The 13882-nt window shown below is 40.0% G+C and carries 15 protein-coding genes; 14 read left to right on the top strand and 1 reads right to left on the bottom strand.

The window, feature by feature from the left end; genetic code table 11:
• The first annotated feature begins 277 nt into the window (after window positions 1-277).
• From BSG1_RS10140 to BSG1_RS10115, 6 genes are all read left to right on the top strand, one after another.
• A complete protein-coding gene (locus BSG1_RS10140; RefSeq protein WP_006836928.1) occupies window positions 278-892 on the top strand; it encodes a PH domain-containing protein in 615 nt (204 codons plus the stop codon).
• Window positions 893-1097: 205 nt separating this feature from the next.
• Window positions 1098-2036, top strand: a complete 939-nt coding sequence (locus BSG1_RS10135; RefSeq protein ID WP_006836927.1) for an SGNH/GDSL hydrolase family protein — start codon at window positions 1098-1100, stop codon at window positions 2034-2036.
• A gap of 156 nt (window positions 2037-2192) precedes the next feature.
• Entirely contained in the window at window positions 2193-2465 is a 273-nt protein-coding gene (locus BSG1_RS10130) for a DUF2188 domain-containing protein (RefSeq protein ID WP_044022715.1), read from the top strand.
• Between the two features lie 190 nt (window positions 2466-2655).
• Window positions 2656-3051 (top strand): hypothetical protein, encoded by a 396-nt coding sequence (locus BSG1_RS10125; RefSeq protein ID WP_006836925.1) that lies wholly within the window; start codon window positions 2656-2658, stop codon window positions 3049-3051.
• Between the two features lie 18 nt (window positions 3052-3069).
• Window positions 3070-3567 carry a GNAT family N-acetyltransferase gene (locus tag BSG1_RS10120; RefSeq protein ID WP_006836924.1) on the top strand — a complete coding sequence of 166 codons (498 nt, stop codon included), beginning with the start codon at window positions 3070-3072 and terminating at the stop codon, window positions 3565-3567.
• A gap of 211 nt (window positions 3568-3778) precedes the next feature.
• Window positions 3779-4543: a MerR family transcriptional regulator gene (locus tag BSG1_RS10115; RefSeq protein WP_044022714.1), complete on the top strand. Its 765-nt coding sequence runs from the start codon at window positions 3779-3781 to the stop codon at window positions 4541-4543.
• Window positions 4544-4697: 154 nt separating this feature from the next.
• On the opposite strand, the gene BSG1_RS10110 is transcribed toward BSG1_RS10115, so the two are convergent.
• Complete coding sequence (locus BSG1_RS10110; protein WP_044022713.1) at window positions 4698-5231, bottom strand: GNAT family N-acetyltransferase; 534 nt, start codon at window positions 5229-5231, stop codon at window positions 4698-4700.
• A 236-nt stretch (window positions 5232-5467) separates the two neighbouring features.
• On the opposite strand from BSG1_RS10110, the gene BSG1_RS10105 reads away from it, so the two are divergent.
• The 8 genes from BSG1_RS10105 to rlmD form a co-directional block, all read left to right on the top strand.
• Window positions 5468-7531, top strand: coding sequence for a DUF4179 domain-containing protein (locus BSG1_RS10105; protein ID WP_006836921.1), 2064 nt, complete (start codon window positions 5468-5470; stop codon window positions 7529-7531).
• Window positions 7532-7762: 231 nt separating this feature from the next.
• Window positions 7763-8644 (top strand): aminoglycoside 6-adenylyltransferase, encoded by an 882-nt coding sequence (locus BSG1_RS10100; RefSeq protein ID WP_044022712.1) that lies wholly within the window; start codon window positions 7763-7765, stop codon window positions 8642-8644.
• Between the two features lie 145 nt (window positions 8645-8789).
• Entirely contained in the window at window positions 8790-9569 is a 780-nt protein-coding gene (locus tag BSG1_RS10095; protein ID WP_006836919.1) for a PhzF family phenazine biosynthesis protein, read from the top strand.
• A gap of 41 nt (window positions 9570-9610) precedes the next feature.
• Window positions 9611-10018, top strand: a complete 408-nt coding sequence (locus BSG1_RS10090; protein WP_006836918.1) for an NUDIX hydrolase — start codon at window positions 9611-9613, stop codon at window positions 10016-10018.
• A 209-nt stretch (window positions 10019-10227) separates the two neighbouring features.
• Entirely contained in the window at window positions 10228-10704 is a 477-nt protein-coding gene (locus BSG1_RS10085) for a GNAT family N-acetyltransferase (protein WP_006836917.1), read from the top strand.
• A gap of 148 nt (window positions 10705-10852) precedes the next feature.
• Complete coding sequence (locus BSG1_RS10080) at window positions 10853-11410, top strand: GNAT family N-acetyltransferase (RefSeq protein WP_006836916.1); 558 nt, start codon at window positions 10853-10855, stop codon at window positions 11408-11410.
• Between the two features lie 2 nt (window positions 11411-11412).
• Window positions 11413-11610 carry a DUF6366 family protein gene (locus BSG1_RS10075; RefSeq protein ID WP_044022711.1) on the top strand — a complete coding sequence of 66 codons (198 nt, stop codon included), beginning with the start codon at window positions 11413-11415 and terminating at the stop codon, window positions 11608-11610.
• A gap of 1099 nt (window positions 11611-12709) precedes the next feature.
• A partial coding sequence (rlmD, locus tag BSG1_RS10070) for a 23S rRNA (uracil(1939)-C(5))-methyltransferase RlmD (protein ID WP_044022721.1) occupies window positions 12710-13882 on the top strand: 1173 nt, incomplete at its 3' end.

The following is a 13882-nucleotide window of genomic DNA, read 5'->3' as shown; positions in this document are numbered from 1 at the left end:
TAAAATTTTACCTTATGGAAGAACTTCGTGCAAGCATACGTAACCGATTCAAAACAATTCAAGGGTGAGATGAAATGTGATGGATAAAAGTAGAGAAGAGTAGCCCCACAAGTAAATTTACTTCGGATTAAAATCTTTCCGTAGAAGTATAAAACAACTATTGTCGCAATATAGATACAAAGGATGCTATCCAGAAAAGGTAAAACTCTTACAATCGCAGACTAGTATGTTAGCATGTAATTATAAGCGAAATTCATAAGTGAAAAGGGGTAATAAAATGTTTAAGAAAATCGCAAGTGATGCATTGGGATTAAGTGATATCGGGAAAATCATTAAGAGAGAGGATTTTGACAAAACTTTATCTGATGACTATGTATTGCATGAAGATGGAGAAAAAATCCACTTTCTGATCAAATCAAAAACGGATGAATATTGCTTTACCAACAGAGCGCTCATCCATTTAGATGGTGAAAAAGCTGCCAGCAGCAAGCGCAATCTATATCGTTATGAATATTATCAAAATCCGATCAGCAATGTTTCAATCGAAACTGCCGGAACGATTGACCTTGATCTGGAAATTAAATTCACTCTTGGCGGTAAGCCGGTTTCTGTCGATATTGATAAAAAAGAAGGAGAAGCCATCGCAGATTTATATAAATCGCTTCTTGCCATCTCGCATAGTCAGGAAGAAGGAAAGAGGAAGTTTGAATCAGCGGAAAAGAGCTTATCCTTCGCCAAGGACCTTATCCATAGCAATCGATTTCATGATAACGATATCTCCAACGAGTTTAAAGAAACTACGAATTTTGCATATGATTGGCTGAACGAGCACTATCAATCCAATACAAAGAAAGATTTTGGAGATATTTTCGATCGCTATATCCAAAATTAACAGTGACAGAATAGCGCTTGTGCCCTGATTTTATTGTTTAAGGGAACAGGCGCTATTCTTTTATTAAATTAGATTAGTATTGCTACATTTTGTATCTTTCTTTGTACCTGTCTTCATGCTAAAATAAATAGACTATTCTGATTAATGTTTTTCCTAAAAGGGAATAAGTCTAACATCAATGATATAGGGCAGGTGTGGTTTTTAAGTGCAGAGATTGAATAAATTCATTTTTATTACAGCTCTGCTGCTAGTGGTAGTTCTTCTTGGTTTAGTCTTTCGTGATACTTTTATCCCTAAGGAAGTAAATGTAAAAACGGAAACCGCTTCGGTCAGTGAACAAATAGAAAATGTTTTATCTGAGGCAACAGGTGAAGAAGAACAGCTGGAAGCAGATGATATAATCGAACCAACCTCTTCAATTACAGAAGAAATCAAAGAAAATGTAAGGGAAGTTATAAAAGGCGTCATAAATTTATTTAATAAAGATTTAAAGATTGTCTCTATTGGAGATTCCCTCACTCAGGGGGTGGGAGATGAAACGAAAAGCGGAGGGTATGTTGGCATACTAAATCATACCTTTGAGGATAATCAATTGAAGATCTCCTTGGAGAACTATGGGAAAAGGGGTAACCGTACAGATCAATTATTAAAGCGGCTGGAAGACAAGGAGATTGCCCGCTCCATTAAAGAGGCTGATATTGTTCTTATCACAATAGGTGCCAATGATATTATGAAGATTGTTAAAAGTAACTTTATCGACCTTAAGGTGGAAACCTTTGAAAGAGAACAGCAGGGTTATACGGACAGGCTGAGAGCAATCTTTGATAAAATAAACGATTTGAATCCAGACACTAAAATATACCTGATTGGATTTTACAATCCTTTTGAAGGTTACTTTGGGGATATTAAGGAACTTGAAGTCATCATGAGGGGTTGGAATGAAGCAGGGAAAACCGTTACAGAAGAGTATGATAATGTAAACTATATTCCGACATCAGATTTGTTCGAAGGTTCAAATCTGGAATTGTTAGCGGAAGATTATTTCCATCCCAATACAAGCGGTTATAAACTCATTGCCAAACGGGTTTTGGAATATGTGGAAGAAATCAGTTTAGAAACTGAAACAGAAGAAACAGAAGAATGATTTCCTGAAAGCTGAGGTTGCGTGGTAAGCGGGCCTCAGCTTTTTAGATTGCATTATGAAGAAATTACCTGAATCTTCACGGGTTTTCCTTCATCTTTAACGGGTAATGAAAATTTTAAGAACAACTTTTCAAATTCAATATTGGAGGTTTTTATCGTGGCAAACAATAATAATAATGATCAAAACAACCGTAATGAATATTTTGAAGATCGTGCCGGCACCAATGATGCCAGATACCATGTAGTTCCGCATGAGGAAGAAGGCTGGGCAGTAAAAGAAGAAGGGAAAGGCAGCCCGGTATTTACTGCAGGCTCCAAATCAGATGCGGTCGAGGAAGCCAAACGCATGGCTGAAGAATCCGGCAGCATGGCCTACATCCACAGTGAACATGGGCAGATTGAAGAACAGCATAATTACATGGATGAATAAACGGATACCCGGGGCTTTCCCGGGTTTTTTTTTAGCTCCAATCTCCTCAAATAACATCTGCCTTGTTGTTTTTGAATTACCCTCCTAAACACACTCCAATTTCTTGTGAAAAACTATTAAAATAAGCAATAATTCACCCCGGAATTCGTCTAATTAGATGTACACTATTAGAAAGGCGATGAAAAGGTGAATGAAGAAGCTGGGGATTGCAGTTATACTCTTTACTTTTTTTATATTGGTTGGATTTCTATATTTTTTAAATGGAAGCAAAATCATTGATGGAGAGTATGATAAATTGACAATCATGAAAGTAGAAAATGTGGTGTATGTCATTGAAGATAAAGATTTGATCAATTCGGTCGTCAGGCAAATTAACACAAGTCCGAGAGTCTTTAACGCAGACTCCCCAGGATTTTATCATGATACCATGTATTTTGGTATATTGATTTTTGAAGGGAATTCTGAGAAGAAGACGCTTGCTTTCAAAATCCCGGATGGAAATGTCATAACAAAATACTGGGAGGTTGAGACTGGCTTTGATTTTGCTGAAGATGTCAATGACAATATCAGGAGAAAGATATATTAGTCAAGGGAGTGGAGAGTTATGAGAGTGAGAGAAATCAAAATAGAAGATGCAGAGAGTTTGATCTACCTTATTAAGGAGGTGGAGGCATCTTCACAATTCATGATGATGGATGCGGGAGAAAGGAAGACAACAGCTGATCAGATGAAGAAACAGATCCAGCGAATGAAGGAGACGGCCAATTCCACTATTATTGTTGCAGAAGAAGATGAACGTTTGACGGGGTATTTGTTTGCTATCGGTGGAAGCGTCAACAGAACAAAGCATTCTGCCTATATTGCCGTCGGGATATCAGAGCATCACCGGGGAAAAGGGATTGGAAACGCACTCTTTCTAAAGGCGGAAGAATGGGCACTGAACCATGGGATCCTAAGACTGGAACTGACCGCCGTAACACAGAATGAAGCTGGCGTTGCTCTTTATAAGAAGAGGGGATTTGAGATTGAAGGCACCAAAAGAAAATCACTTCATATAAACGGAGAGTTTTTTGAAGAATACTATATGTCTAAGTTACTTTGATTGAACTAGGGAGTATAGCCCTACAAGAATGGTTTTTGCTGTTTGAATATTAATCTTGATTACATTTATAGAAGTTGCAAGAAAATCTAACCTTATTAGCCCTTTACATACTGGATATCAACAATGAAAAACACTTTATAACCATTTTGAAAAAACCCTTTACCTTCACGCAGCGTCAAGGTGTAAAGTGTAATTGTCAGGAGGTGACATCATGGAATATACAGTTAAGAAACTTGCAGAGTTGGCAGGGGTAAGCCCACGTACCCTGCGCTATTATGATGAAATAGAAATTCTTAAGCCGGCGAGAATCAATTCTTCTGGATATCGGGTTTATGGTGAGCGGGAGGTTGATCGGCTGCAGCAGATTCTTTTTTATAAAGAATTGGGAATTGAATTGGAACAGATTAAGGATATTCTTGATGATCCCTGCTTTGACATTGCATACACATTGGCTGATCATCGTAAAGCATTATTGGCTAAACGAGATCAATTAGATCAATTAATAGCTAATGTGGAAAAAACCATAGCGGTGAAGAAAGGGAGATCGTCGATGACAGACAAAGAAAAGTTTGAAGGTTTCAAGCAAAAGGTGATAGATGAAAATGAGCGGAAGTATGGCAAGGAAATTCGTGAAAAATATGGGGAAGGTACGGTAAACCAGTCAAACGCGAAGCTGCAGAATATGTCTGAAGCTGAGTTGGAACAAGCGAACCATCTTGCTGAAAAAATCCATGCTTCACTGGCAGAAGCGATGAAAACTGGAGATCCATCAAGTGAACAGGCTCAAAAGACAGCAGAATTGCACAAACAGTGGTTGATGTATTATTGGCCGAAATACAGTAAAGAGGCACATGCGGGTCTTGGGGACATGTATATAGCTGATGAGCGATTTAAAGCTTACTATGATAAGGAAGGCGATGGTGCCGCCGAGTTCTTGAGAGACTCGATCTATATTTTTACAGGGAAAAAGAAATAAATGGAATGGTGTCTTAGTTGTATGTATTGTGCAGGTTAAGAGAAGCCGTTCTTGATATGACAAACTTATAAGCAGTCCCCACAATTGCAAAGGGGCTGCTTATTTATGTGGAAAGGACATCATTAGGATAATATCAAATCTGTCATTCCACTTTCTACTCTGCAAAAGCTTTTGAATACTGAACGACACCCTGCACATTTTCAAGGGAGCCAGGTGTTAATTCCAGGGCCCTAAATACCTCATCGGGCACTTCGAAAGGAGCTTGTATATTCCAAAGGCTGGCCGGCTTAAAACCAAACTTAGAATAGTAATCTTTGTGTCCCAGAACAATGACTGACCGATACCCAAGGTCCTTTGCTCTTTTTAATGCAGTGTGAATCAGCTGACTCCCAATTCCTTTGTTCTGATATTCGGGTATAACTGAAACTGGAGCAAGAGCCAAGGAGTCTACTGCATGATCCCCGTTAATAATCTTAATTTTCGAAAGGAGAATGTGCCCTATTACATCTTTGTCTCCTTTTAAGGCGATTAATGAAAGTTGAGGGATGTATGCTTCTGATTTCCTTATTCTATTTACAAGCAGATGTTCTTTTTTGTCACTATATTCTTCATTTAGAAAGGCTTCCACAATCACTTTTTCGATCGCGGTGTAATCTGTAGAAAGTTCTTTTTGAATTTTGATTTCCATTTCAATCTCCTTTTGATCAGCTCTTAAGTTAGTCTTCCTTATCATAAAGGGATACTAAATAGTGGTCAATAATCACTATTTCATTAACGCCAAACTAGACTCAGCTTACTAAGGTAAAGTTTTTGCCGAAAACATTAGAAAAGTATGGTAAAATTAGGTGTGTTACTTTCAGAAAATTCGACCTATTAATACAGTATTATTTTTAGTACTATTGCATTAGGAAGGAGGGATTGGCGATGCAAATGGAAACAAAATCCATAGAAATTCACAATGTAAGTGAAGACAGTATAAATAGTGTCCTGAATTGGTTCGAAGCTCGGACACCTTCTTTTTATACGCTTGGCCGGACCTATTTTAATAGTAATCAAGATATCCAGAAAATCTTTTATGAGACTATCATGAAAATACACGAAGAGATTCAACATGTAAAAGAGGATATTCAATTTGAGTCACGGGTCACAGAAATTTTTCTCAATGAGTGCCGTGCTCGTCTATCAATTAGCAGCAGAGAGCAGGCAATTGAAGAAGCTGCGGGTGAAATTGTCCCTGGATTATCGAAACTAGCTGCGAAATATAAGGAAGCACTTGCCGTTACATATTTGAAAGGTTTGCCCTTTGAAGAGGGAAGTCAAGTTTTACAGATTACAACGAGGGAATTAATATCTCGTTTGGCTGATGGGATTGAAGAGTTAAGCAGAGAACTTAATTATGGAAATCTTTCGGGAAGCTGTGCAGAATATCAGGAGAATTTCATTGAATACTTAGGGAAATCGCTGAGCAGAAGAGAGAAAATTGAGTTAGAAATACATTTTTATCAATGTGATGGATGCCGGGAAGTACTATCAGTTTTTCAAGATGTCATCTTATTGCTGGAAAGAACTACAGAGCAAGTGCCTTTCCCCCATGATTTTATGGACCAGATTTATGAAAGGGTCGCAGAAACAGAACGGCTCAAAAGAGAAAAAAGAAAAAAACGAAGCAGAATTGGACTCGCCGCTGTTGGTCTATTTACTTTTATGATTTGTACCGGGTTTGTGACAGGAGGGTTTTCCAGCCTTTACTACTCATGGATGGGATGGACGGAGCAGGAAGAAAAGGAAATTGTGCAGTTCTATAAGGACGGTATTAGCGAACCGCTGAATTTAGAACAGGAGAGCAATGGTGTCAAAGTAAGAATCAAAACAGCTGTCGCTGATGAGGTGCAGACTCTCATATACTATGAGATTGAAGATATGAATGAAGAAAACCAATACTTCATCAATTATCATGAGGGAGCTCGTGTAGAAAATGAGTATGAAATATTCGAGGAAGACGCCCGGCCGGTATTCAGGCATCCGTTCGAAGAGGAGACGGATGATGAAGGGAATATTTTTAGAGGGACACTCAGTCTGGCGCCTGTCAAGTCGGACAGCGGCACGGTAGAACTGAGGCTGATGAGGCTTCAGAAGGCAATGAAAGAAGGAGCAGAACGCTCAAACTTTAAGTATTATGAGAGCGTTGAATTCGCGGAGGGTGAATGGAGTTTTGACATTCCGGTAACAAAGCAATCCTCAACTGTATATGATCTTAATCAGGAAACAGAGGTTGAAGGTATCCCATTCAGGATAGACAAACTGACCCTTGCACCAACCGCCACTCTGTTGGAATACAGTTTTCCTCGAATGAAAGGAGAGCAATCCATTGAACATATCAGCATGAGTGGACTGGAGAGTAAGAACAAAACGGCTGAGGTTGATCATTTTTATGGAGAACATATCGATTCATACGGTGATTGGTCAACCTTTCAATCAATGTTTGATTCGCTGTATTTCGATGAGCCCGATAAAGTTAACCTAGTACTCGATTCTATTAATATTTTTGTAGAGGATAATAAAACGATTGAGATCAATCAGGAAAACAATTTTCCACAGGTGTTTACTTACCTTGGGAACGAGCTTACTATCGACAGTTTCGAAACAGGAAATCCGACTAAGGTACATATCACTGACAAGTATACTCAAAACAGGGAATATGAACGACTGCACTTGGATTTAACGTCTGAAAACCAACTGGAATCCTACTCGATGGGAAGCGGAGGGGAAGGAGTCTTGGTTGATAGAGAGGGGAATCAGTATGACCCCGAAGAATATTATTCAACATTAGACAGTATTGGGAGACAGCCAAGGTATTTCCAGACGACGCACGAGATCGAATTATACCGGGATGCTTCTGATGATCCAATTATCCCCAAATACTTACTTATTCGCGGTTATAGTACAACGAAATACGCTGAAGATAAAATTGGAATCCAATTGGATTAATTACACCAATAACAGACAGCACACCCCTTCTTATACAGGAGTGTGCTGTGTGTTTTAGTAAGAAGAGCAGGAATACTACGGGAATCAGGAATAACTTATTTGGAATTCTAATCAGGAACGGTGCTATTTATGAAGGACAGGCTCCTTAATAAATAGCCATTCCGTAACAGGTCGCGAGCCCCTACCTTACAAAAAACATTTTTTATATCAAATTGACGAGGAGGGAATGTGTTGAGAACAGAACAAGAGATGATGAACCTTATTCTAAATACAGCTAATGAAGATGAGCGTATTCGTGCTGTATATATGAATGGTTCACGAACCAACCCCAATGTACCAAAAGATATTTTCCAAGACTATGATATAGTTTATGTCGTTAAGGAAACGGCCCCTTTTATCGAAGAGAAAGAATGGATTGGAGCCTTCGGTGAGCTGCTGATGATCCAAGAACCCGACAAGTTGGACAAGATGGCAGGAGAACATAAAGATTTCACGAAATCTTATGGATACCTCATGCTGTTTACCGACGGAAATCGTATCGATTTGCAAATTCAGTCGTTGGAATGCATGAATGAAAGGTATCTCAGTGATAAACTCACGATCCCTTTGTTAGACAAGGACAATTATCTGCCACCGATTCCAGAGGCCACGGATGTTGACTATCATGTGAAAAAGCCAACAAATGGGCAGTATTTCGGCTGCTGTAATGACTTCTGGTGGTGTCAGCAAAATGTGGCCAAAGGAATTTGGCGCGATGAATTACCGTATGCAAAATTCATGTTTGAAAGTATCATCAGAAGGAATCTCGACGAAATGGTCTCCTGGTGGATTGGGACAAAGACCGATTTCAAAGTTTCACCTGGGAAGTTGGGGAAATACTATAAAAATTTCTTGCCGGAATCCTATTGGAAGATGTACCGGGACACCTACGCGGATTGGAACTATGAAAATATGTGGGATGCTCTCTTTACAGCCGGCAACCTCTTTCGTATTTTGGCAAAGGAAGTGGCAGACACCCTTTCATTTACTTATCCCTATGACGATGATAAAAACATGTCGAATTATTTGCAGCAAGTAAGAACTCTTCCACCAGAGGCTGAGGGTATTTATTAATCGAAACAGCTGGGACCGGATGTAGGTCTTCAGCTGTTTTTTCATAAGGCTGTTCTCGTAAAGGTTGTTGCTTACGGAAAAAATCCAAAAATATATTAAATAGCAAGAAAGTTTAAGAAAAAGCCTTTCATAAGGAGGAAATACTATGAGGTTACCGATATATCAAATTGATGCTTTTACAGACCAGCAATTTAAAGGAAATCCTGCTGCTGTCTGCCCGCTTGAACATTGGATTGAAGACGAGTTGATGCAAAAAATTGCAGCAGAAAACAATCTGGCGGAAACTGCTTTCTTTGTGAAAAAAGATAACGATTATGAACTGAGGTGGTTCACACCTAAAGAAGAGATTGATTTATGCGGTCATGCTACATTGGCCTCAGCTTTTGTGATTTTTAACTACATGGACACCACATTAGAACAAATAAACTTTTACACGAAAAGCGGTGTATTGGAAGTTTCCAAAGAAGGGGCTTTGCTTTCACTCCTTTTCCCTTCAAGACCGGGTAAGCCTTGTGAAGTACCTCATGAACTTATAAAAGGGTTGGGGAGAGAACCAAAAGAAGTCTATAAGGCAAGGGATTATCTGGCTGTATTTGAAACAGAACAAGATATCGTGGATCTGGCAGTGAACGTGGAAGAATTGAAAAAACTGGATGCGCTGGGTGTTATCGTTACCGCCCGAGGCACTGAAGTCGATTTTGTATCAAGATTTTTTGCTCCCAGGGCAGGAATAGATGAAGATCCCGTTACAGGTTCAGCTCACTGCACATTAGTGCCTTATTGGAGTGAAGTATTAAACCAATCCAAACTGACAGCTTTACAGTTATCCCAACGAGGCGGGAAGCTGTACTGCAAGGACCTGGGAGATAAGATTAAAATGGCAGGAGAAGCAGTTGCGTATCTGGAAGGATATATAAACGTATAGCAGAACAGAATGGATTTCACTTAAAGGGGAGAGAAAAGTACATGGAACCGCCAAAGCATATCGTTTCAGCAGCAGCTATTGTCGTAAATGAAGTAAATGAGGTGTTATTGATTAAAGGTCCCAGAAGGGGATGGGAGATGCCCGGCGGACAAGTGGAAGAAGGAGAATCACTGAAAGCAGCGGCTATTCGCGAAACAAAAGAAGAATGTGGACTGGATATCGAGGTAACAAGATTTTGTGGCGTCTTTCAAAATGTTGACAGATCTATTTGTAATACCCTATTTCTCGGAAGACCGATAGGAGGAGAGCTGACGACAACGGAAGAAGCCTTGGAAGTTGGTTTCTTTCCTATAGAGAAGGTGTATGAAATGGTCACCTGCCTCAACTTCAAAGAAAGAATAGAGTATTCCTTAGATGAGAAGATGCAGCCTTTTTATGTAGAGTTTTAATTACCCTCTGTCTATCGAAAGGCTGGGAGGATGCTTTGTTTAAAAAAACTCTTTTCATTAACCAACTGGACAGGTCCGGTTGATCATGAAGGAGGACACGCACCTTCCGCTTCAATCAACCTGTATTAGCAATAGTCAATTTACCATAGTGAAACATTGAAACTATTAAAATAAAGCCTTTGAAAAGGATTTAGAAATGAGGACCGAACATGGAATTTACCCTTAGGAAGAGAACGTCAGATGACATCGAAGAATTCTTAACATGGACGTATGATGGCATTTATGCTTTTTATGATAATGATATCCAACAGGAAAAAATCGATGGTTTCAGGGAGAGTATAGATTCTGACAGAGCCTTCTCGGTGTTTACAAAGGATGGAACACTAGCTGGAAATTGTGAATTTTTTAACGTCGCTGATGATGATGATGATGAAGTACTTGCGGTCGGTGTTCAGATGAAGCCTTCACTTACGGGAAAAGGCTACGGTTCCTCTTTTATGGACGCAATTATAAATGAAGGAAGAGGTATATTTAAATATGACCATCTTGAGCTGGCTGTCGTAGATTTTAACAAACGGGCGATAAAGCTTTATGAGAATGCCGGCTTTAAAAGAAAAGGAGAATTTCAAAATGAAATCAGGGGCACTACTTACGATTTCATTATTATGGAAAAAGACTGGACTTAAATTGAATGACAGTATTGTCATAGGTACTAGATCATCAGCTTACTTTACCTTATTAGAAGCAAGGCGGCATAAAATAATGAGATGACTATGGCTGCTGGGAAAGATGATGAGCTCCTACCATCAAAGAGTCTAGAAAGGAGGGCATAGTATGATATTTCCAGTTATAGAAACAAATCGGTTGATTTTAAGACAACCTATAAAAGATGATGCTCAAGATATGTTAAAATACCTGTCTGATCAAGATGTCGTTAAACACATGGGGCTGCTGCCTTTTCAATCAATTGAAGATGCACTGGGAGAAATACAATGGTACGATTCTATTCTGAAAGATGGCAGCGGCATTAGATGGGGAATAACCCTCAAAGAAAATAATAAAATGATTGGAAGCTGTGGTTTTCTTAATATGGCTGCCGAGCATTCCAGAGCAGAAATAGGGTATGAATTAAGCCAGGATTATTGGGGGAAAGGAATTGCCGGAGAAGCCTTGGAAGCGGTCGTCCTATATGGCTTTAAACACTTTCATCTTGAGAGGATTCAGGCATTAATAGAGCCGGGAAACTCTCCCTCTCAAATGCTGGTGGAAGCCAAAGGTTTCCAGAGGGAAGGACTATTACGGCACTATGAATATACGAATGGCAACTTTGATGATCTTTATATGTACTCCCTTTTAAAAAGCGATTTGGACGATAAAATAAGGGGGAGTTGAAAATGGTTGGAAAAGAAAGTCCTGAAGACAAGAGGGAAAGGCTGAGGCAAGAAGAGCTCAAGAGGAATCCTCTTGGAAGCATTGGTGAGAGTAAAGACAGGAATCTTGCCGACATAGTGGGAGGTCAAGGCTGGAAAGGGACCGGGCTGCTAATAGTTTTGTTGGTTGTCGGATATATCATATATGCATTACTATTTTGATCTATGCACCATTCCTTGCGTGTAAATTAGTGTTTTTATTTCGGGATGAAAGCCGATATTTGTCGGTTAGTCGATAATGCAGATAATCGCTGATAAATTTCAGGAATCGCCGATAAAACACGATAGTCGCCGATAAAATTCCTCGTCCTCAGTGATGGAAGCTGACATACAGAATAGCTTCATCTAAACGCCTATCAGAGAAGAAGTTTAACGACTATAAACTAGAGCGGAAATGGTGAGTTATGTATCTTAATAATGATACTTACCTGTAATTTGCAGTAAAATCTTATTGAAAGGCTGTTTTCTATAAGATTGTTGCTTTTTAACTAATTTTTCTAGATGTGTTTACGAATGGTTGATTAGAGCGAAAGGTGTGCGATCTCCTGCGGAACTAGCGGGACGTCTAGTTCCATCACCAAGGTTACGTACCTACTGGAACGTAACCCAGCCCCTCAGGATCAAATAACCCGAAGAGAATAAAAGGAAAGAGCACCTTTTTTTCTCTTCGGAACATTTGCCTGTCGGGGCTGACCTGGGTGCTACCACTTTTGATGACAGGTGAGACCAAGGCTACGTACCCACCGGAACGTAACCCCACAGGCGTAGCCGAGGAGGCTCACCGACCGCCCCGCTGAGTCGCATACCTGGAGCGGAAATCAACTACTCATCCACTAGCAGTATATACAAAAAAAAAGAACCTATTAAAAACACCTGCCAATCTGTGTCGGGCCCCCAAGGAAGTGTATGGATACAGTTATAAAGATGGCCAATTCTCCAAATTTCTCATCGTATTTCACTACTCCTGTACTTTTCTTATCCCACTTAAATCAATACCTCATGGAAGGACTCCCTGGCAGCTAACGGAAAATCGGCTGAAAAGGTAATAAAGACTAGCGTGATCATCTTCGCTCAAGCTTTTTGATTGTAAATTTCTACATTTAAGAAGGAAGGGATTCCAAAATGGCGTTTCGTCCTTTATACTGTATAAGTATATTTTCTTGAAGATAAAGGCTGTTAATTGAACTTATTAGTTATCATATATAGAATGTAAAAGCTCTGTATGAAGGAGGAACTCTAATTGAAAATTGAAAAAGGTGAAATGATAGAAGCGCAAGTACATCGATTGGATGATAGAGGAGCTGGACAGGCTGTTGTCTGGCGTGAAAATGAAAAAGGAAATATAGGTAAATTAAAGCTTACAATTCCTCGCACTCTTCCGGGCGAGAAGGTGAGAGTAGTAGTGGACGAGCCGCTGAAAAGAAGAAGAAAGGCGCACCCTGAAGAAATTCTTGAGGCTCATCCTGAAAGAACTGCACCGCCCTGCCCTCACTTTGAACGATGCGGCGGTTGTGTATGGCAGCATTTGAGCTATGAGGGTCAGCTGAAACAAAAGACTGACCATGTGAAAGAGGAAATTGCCTCACAAGGGTATGACCCGGCGCTGGTATTGGATACGATCGGGATGGACAATCCGTGGCGTTACCGTAACAAAATGGAATTTACATTCGCCCCGGATGGCTCTTTAGGTCTTCACGAACAAGGAAACTTCCGCAAAGTCATTTCGCTTGAGACTTGCTTGATTGCAAGTGAAGAAATGGTTGAAACGGCTATGGAAGTGGCAAATTGGGTCAATGCCCATGGATTAAAAGGATATGACAAAGATGCCCACGAAGGATTGCTTCGCCACTTGATGGTCAGACAGTCCTTTGCAACAGGTGAAATTATGCTTGGCCTTTTTGCAACAGAAGCCCCAGAAAGTAATCTGGAAGAAGCTGTTTCTGATTTGGTGAAGCGTGTTGAGGAAAAGTTCCCGAAAGTGAAAAGTTTGTTATGGCTTGAAAACAGAGATTGGGCAGATCGCGCTCAATCGGAAAAAACACACGTTCTTGCAGGACGGGATTTCATTTATGATGAAATGGACGGATATCGTTTCCGCCTTTGGTTTGACACGTTCTTCCAAACGAACCCTGTTCAGGCGCAAAAACTTGTAGACCTGGCAGTTGAAATGGGTAAACCAAAGAAAACGGAAAAAATGATCGATCTATTCTGTGGTGTGGGGACCTTCTCCCTTCCGTTTGCGAACCGTGTAGGTGAACTTGCCGGAATTGAAATTGTGGAAAGTTCAATTGAATCTGCCAAGCGAAATGCTGAGGATAATGGCATTTCTAATACAACCTTCCTCGCGAAGGATGCAAGAAAAGGAATTGATCAAATCCTGGAGAGCTTTGGGAGACCTGAATTGCTTCTCCTTGACCCTCCACGTTCGGGTGCC

Origin of the sequence: Bacillus sp. SG-1, from assembly GCF_000181495.1 — a bacterium.
Taxonomy (GTDB): domain Bacteria; phylum Bacillota; class Bacilli; order Bacillales; family Bacillaceae_B; genus Rossellomorea.
This window is presented reverse-complemented; position numbering and strand designations above follow the sequence as displayed.